This window comes from Phytoactinopolyspora endophytica, from assembly GCF_004138495.1.
Lineage (GTDB): Bacteria > Actinomycetota > Actinomycetes > Jiangellales > Jiangellaceae > Phytoactinopolyspora > Phytoactinopolyspora endophytica.
Map to the genome: position 1 here is coordinate 160,206 of NZ_ML142855.1, position 4,915 is coordinate 165,120.

General features: G+C 66.6%; 5 protein-coding genes and 1 pseudogene. 2 read left to right on the top strand and 4 right to left on the bottom strand.

Annotated elements, in window-relative coordinates:
• The 4 genes from ELR45_RS37995 to ELR45_RS15600 form a co-directional block, all read right to left on the bottom strand.
• Positions 1 to 340: OsmC family protein (locus ELR45_RS37995; protein WP_205856665.1), on the bottom strand; the 340-nt coding region annotated here is incomplete at its 3' end.
• 120 nt (positions 341 to 460) lie between these two features.
• Positions 461 to 1,246 carry a methyltransferase domain-containing protein gene (locus tag ELR45_RS15590; protein ID WP_129667232.1) on the bottom strand — a complete coding sequence of 262 codons (786 nt, stop codon included), beginning with the start codon at positions 1,244 to 1,246 and terminating at the stop codon, positions 461 to 463.
• A gap of 32 nt (positions 1,247 to 1,278) precedes the next feature.
• On the bottom strand, positions 1,279 to 1,536 hold the full coding sequence (locus ELR45_RS15595; RefSeq protein ID WP_129667233.1) for an anti-sigma factor family protein: 258 nt from the start codon (positions 1,534 to 1,536) through the stop codon (positions 1,279 to 1,281).
• Entirely contained in the window at positions 1,523 to 2,194 is a 672-nt protein-coding gene (locus tag ELR45_RS15600) for a sigma-70 family RNA polymerase sigma factor (protein WP_129667234.1), read from the bottom strand. The genes ELR45_RS15595 and ELR45_RS15600 overlap by 14 nt, the downstream gene beginning before the upstream one ends.
• A gap of 312 nt (positions 2,195 to 2,506) precedes the next feature.
• On the opposite strand from ELR45_RS15600, the gene ELR45_RS15605 reads away from it, so the two are divergent.
• Both ELR45_RS15605 and ELR45_RS35240 read left to right on the top strand, forming a co-directional pair.
• The gene (locus ELR45_RS15605) at positions 2,507 to 4,336 is read left to right on the top strand and encodes a sigma-70 family RNA polymerase sigma factor (RefSeq protein WP_129667235.1); all 1,830 of its coding nucleotides are present in this window, start codon (positions 2,507 to 2,509) and stop codon (positions 4,334 to 4,336) included.
• 168 nt (positions 4,337 to 4,504) lie between these two features.
• Positions 4,505 to 4,915 (top strand): annotated as a pseudogene (locus ELR45_RS35240) (hypothetical protein); the annotation flags it as partial.

Here is a 4,915-nt window from a genome sequence, read left to right on the forward strand (position 1 = left end):
CCTCGATCCCCTTGGCCGCCGCGTTGTACACGAATCCGACGCCCAAACATGATGCCAAGGCATGCAGGACAGCTTCGACGGCGTTCGGGCCACGGTTGGACCCCAGTAGCACCGGCGGCTCGTCGCCCTCGAGTGTGAACGGCTCCTGCCGCGAGGTGTCTTCCTGCCCAGCACCCCAGAAACCGTTGATGGATGTCCGGCTGTGGCCACCGCCCAGCCAGGTGTTCGTGGCACGGAACCGGAACGTCGCCAGTCCTGGATCGTTCTGGATCGCGCCGACGGTCTCGACGAGCTGCGTGACATTGACGCCGTTGCGGGTCTGCTGCGTGGTGGTCGACATGGTCGTCCTCCTCTGCGTGGGTGGTAGCGGGCACAGAGCTGCCCGCCAGGTCCGGCCGGTGCCGGACCTGTTCTGTTGTGTCGAACTGCCGCGGGCGCGGGTAGCGCTGCCGCGCCGGTGCTACTCGGGTTTGGTGGCGCGCATCACCATGCTGTGCGCGCCGAACCCATCGGCGGTCTGCCGAGTCGAGGAGCTGGTGCTGGCGGCGAAATAGTCGAGTTCGCCGAGCCGCTCGACCCCGTCGAAGCCGGCCGCGCGGAACATATCCAGATAGTCAGCTTGCGTGGTGGCCCCGACGATGCACTCCGCCCACAGCTGCGGCTTGGCGCGGCACTCGGCAGATGGCAGGTCGGCGACGACGATGTCGGCCAGCTGCACCCGGCCGCCGGGACGTAGTACCCGGTGGATCTCGGTGATGGCCGCCGGTTTGTTCGGCACCAGGTTGATGACGCCGTTGCTGGTCACGACATCGACCGAGGCGTCCGGCAAGGGGATCTTCTCGGCGTTGCCATCGAGCACCTCGACGTTGTCGAGACCCGCAGAGCGAGCGATGGCCAGGCATTTCTCCCGCATGGCGGCGGTCATGTCGACGCCGATCGCGCGACCGGCCGGGCCCACCAGCAGGGTGGCGAGCAACAGATCGGTTCCGGAACCAGAACCTATGTCGACCACAACATCACCAGGACGCACCATTCCCGCGGCGAACGGGTATCCGACGCCTGCGAACGACTCCAACGCCCCGTCCGGCAGCCGGTCGAGGTACTCAGGCGGGTAGCCCACGTACTCCAGGGCTCGCCGTCCGGTGGGAAAGTGGTACTCCTGCTCCGGCTGGTCCGCTACTGCCGTGTACATCGTACGGACCGCGTCGAAGATGACATCCCTCTGGTCTGACGTGATGACGACCATGGTGGCCCCCCTTTCATGTGTGGTTTCGGCGGCTAGTCGCCGCCCGCGACGGTGAACTCCCGGAGCAATGTGTGCACCCGCTGGGACAGTTCGGGTGGGACCGGTTCTTGTGCGAGCCCCGCGATGCTGGCCTTCAAACGCGCCTCGAACTCCGCACGGGAGAAACAGCTTCGGCAAGTCCGTAGATGCCTCTCCATCTCGCTGTGCGCATGCCCTCCCAGCTCGCCATCGAGATGTGCGGCGAGCAGACGTAACGCTTCCGTGCAGCTATTGATCTCAGTCCCGGTCATCGGGCTTTTCCTCTCGCTGAGATGGTGACTGTCGCGTCCTGATGCCTGCGTCGTGAGCGTCGTCCCACAAGGTCTTCTGCAGCTGGCTCCGTGCCCGGGCGAGCCTGGAGCGGACAGTGCCGATCGGGACCCCCATGGCGACCGCTGCCTCTCGATAGCTCAGAGCCTGGACATCCACGAGCACCACGACCGTACGCAGCGTGTCCGGGAGCTGGTCGATGGCCTGCACCAGGTCTTCGCGCAGCAGCCCGTTGAGAAAGTCCTGCTCCGGATTCCCCCACCACAGAAGGATCGGCTGGTGCACATGCTCGAACAGCGAGAACGCCTCCCCGTCGGCGTCCAGAGAGTCGACGTCGCCCTGAGCGCGGCTGGACCGGTACTGCGAGATGTAGGTGTTCGTGAGGATCCGGAAGATCCAGCCGCGGAAAGCATCGCGGGTACGCAGTCCCGGCAGTGCTTCCCATGCTTTGGCGACCGTCTCCGCGACAAGGTCCTCGCCGTCGGTCCGGTCCCGGCACAGCCGGATCGCGCCGCCGTACAGGTCCGGCAGCAGCTTTGCGACCTGATCCGCGAACCAGGACTGATCCGTCCGGTTCATTTGCGCCGTCGCGACGTCTGCCATGAGAAACCTCGCCGTCTCGAGGTTGGGTCTGTTCATCCCTTACCGATGCAGACGCATCCTGGCGAGGAAAGTTCCATCCCTTCGTTCCAGTATGGCCCCCAGCCCGGGTTTGGATCGTGTCATCGCTGGCAGCGTGCGAGTTTCTGTCAGGAACGTCGTTTTGTGTAAGGAACGCCGTCCTCGTCTCTCCCACCTACGAGAGGCACGTGGAGTCGAGCAAGGGTGAGGCCATCATGGACGGTGGAATGGACGGTGGATCGGTGTGGCAGAGGGCGGCCGACGCCACCGGCGTAGATAGTGGAGGCTCGGACGGTGCCGGATGGCGCGGACGGGTGTAGGTTTCCGGCCATGCAGGAGCGTGTTGCTCCCGATCCGTCCGATGCTGACCTGGTCGCCCGCGCGCGTGCCGGTGACCGGGCATCGTTTGCTGCCATCTACGACCGGTACAGCGATCGCCTGCACGATTTCTGCTGGTCATTGCTGCGGAACCGGGACGACGCCGCCGACGCGACTCAGGACACATTCCTGCGGGCCGTCGAGCGGCTGGACCAGTTGAAGGACCCGGCGAAAGTGCGCTCCTGGCTGTACTCCATCGCACGCCACGAGGCGCTGGCGCGGCTGAAGTCGCGGAAACGCCAGGTGCCCGACGAAGGCGTGCCCGACATGCCCGATCTCGCTGCCGGGCCGGACACGGCCGCCAGTCAGAATGAACTGCGCGACCTCGTCTGGGACGCTGCCGCCGGATTGGCCGACCGGGACCGGATGCTGCTCGACCTCCATGTCCGCCAGGGCCTCGAGGGTGCGGAACTCGCTGAAGCCGCCGGGGTCCGCGCTGATCATGCCTATGTGCTGCTGAACCGGTTGCGCCACCAGGTCGAACGGTCGATGGGCGCATTGTTGGTGGCCCGGCTCGGCCGGGACGAATGTGGCGAGCTGACGGCGATCCTGGCCGGTTGGGACGGACGCTTCTCCGTCCTGGTGCGCAAGCGGGTGGCTCGGCACGTCGACAACTGCGACATCTGCGGCGAACGCCGCCGCACGGCCGCCAGCCCGATGGCCCTGCTGTCCGCGGTGCCCGTCATGCTCGCGCCGCCGGAACTGCGCGACGTCGTGCTCGCCGCTTTCACCAGACATGCCGGCGCATCGGAGGACGGCTCCGACGGCCCCTCCGGCGGCTCGCCGCGGCTACCGCGGCCGAGCCGTACCGCGATGCTGATCTCCGGCTCCGCCGCGCTGGTCGTCGCGGGCGTCGTCGCTGGGATCATGTTCTTCGGCCCCGGGGACAACGCCAATGCACCGACAGCCGCGACGACGGACGCACCCGCGACGGCGGGCACGTCGACGACGGCAACTACCCCACCGTCGGCCACGGCGTCGCCGCTGGATACCGCAACGGACCCACCGTCGCCCGATCCGGCGGACACGGGTGGGCAAGCCGTCGATGGGCCATCGGCGACGGAGGACGAAGCATCGCGGGAGGACGAAGAACAGCTGGAGGACGAGGCATCCACGACGGAAGATGAGGAGTCGACGGAGGCATTGGAGGACCCCACTCCAACTGAACCGCCACAAGTGACGGCCGGTGAACTGGTCGTGACGACCACAACCCTCGACCTCGGCGCGGATCTGGTGGACGGGGTTGTCCAGCTGCGGAACGCCGGTGGTTCGCCGCTGATGTACCAGGTGGCCTCATCGGCACCGTGGCTGGCATTCGATCACGATAGCGGTGAGCTGGCCGCCGATACGGGCCGTGATCTCCGCGTGAGCGCGGACCGGAGCGACCTGGCCGAGGGCGATCACCGCGCAACGGTTCAGGTCACCTCCGCCGACGGCACCGCGTCGATCGATGTGCTCGTCGCCGTCGAGCGACCTCCCGTCGTCGATGGGCTGAGCGTGGACCCAGGTGTGCTGGGTCTCAGCGCGTGCCCACCGGACTCGGCACTGGCCAGCGCCGACGTCACCGACGAGTCGGGCGTGGCGAGCGCCGAGATGTCCTGGCAGGGCCCGGACGGCGCTGGGACCACGGCGATGACGCTTCGATCCGGATCCTGGTACGCCCGGCTGGGTCCGTTCGAATCGCCTGGACAGGTGGTCTGGCACCTCGTCGCCGTCGATACGCGCGGAAACACGAGCACGAGCGAGCCGCGCACGCTCACGGTGAACCCCTGCCCGCAGTGAACCATCGCGGTGACGCCGGCGTACTTCCCGGCGTGTACGCAGGGAAGATGCTGGAGTTAACCGTTGAGGGAATGAAACGTCGAAAAACTCTTCGGAGAAGTTGTTAGGTATGTGGATCTCGCCGCTCTTACACATGTCCGAACTCATGACATGCATAAGGAGCACATCATGCAAGACACGACGCTCAATCGATCGAGCTACTCGGAGCGCGCCGGGTCCTTCCTCCGGAGCGCGTCATTGGCGGGATTCGCAGCGGCGGGCGCGGCCTTCGCCCTCGGCATTCCGACTGGTGTGGCGTTCGCCAGTCCCTCGCAGGACGAGCCGAACTCAGCGGTGGAGAACCTGATCGAGGCGCAACCGACGACACTTCCCGACAGCCCACCTCCGGGCCCCGACTTCGAGATCTTCCCGACCGATCCGCCCGAGCCACCTGAGCCGCCGAACTGGGGACCGGATGGCTTCGAGCAATGCCAGACGGACTGCGGCCCGGGTGGTGATGAGAACGGCGGTGATGAGAACGGCGGTGATGAGAACGGCGGTGATGAGAACGGCGGTGATGAGAACGGCGGTGATGAGAAC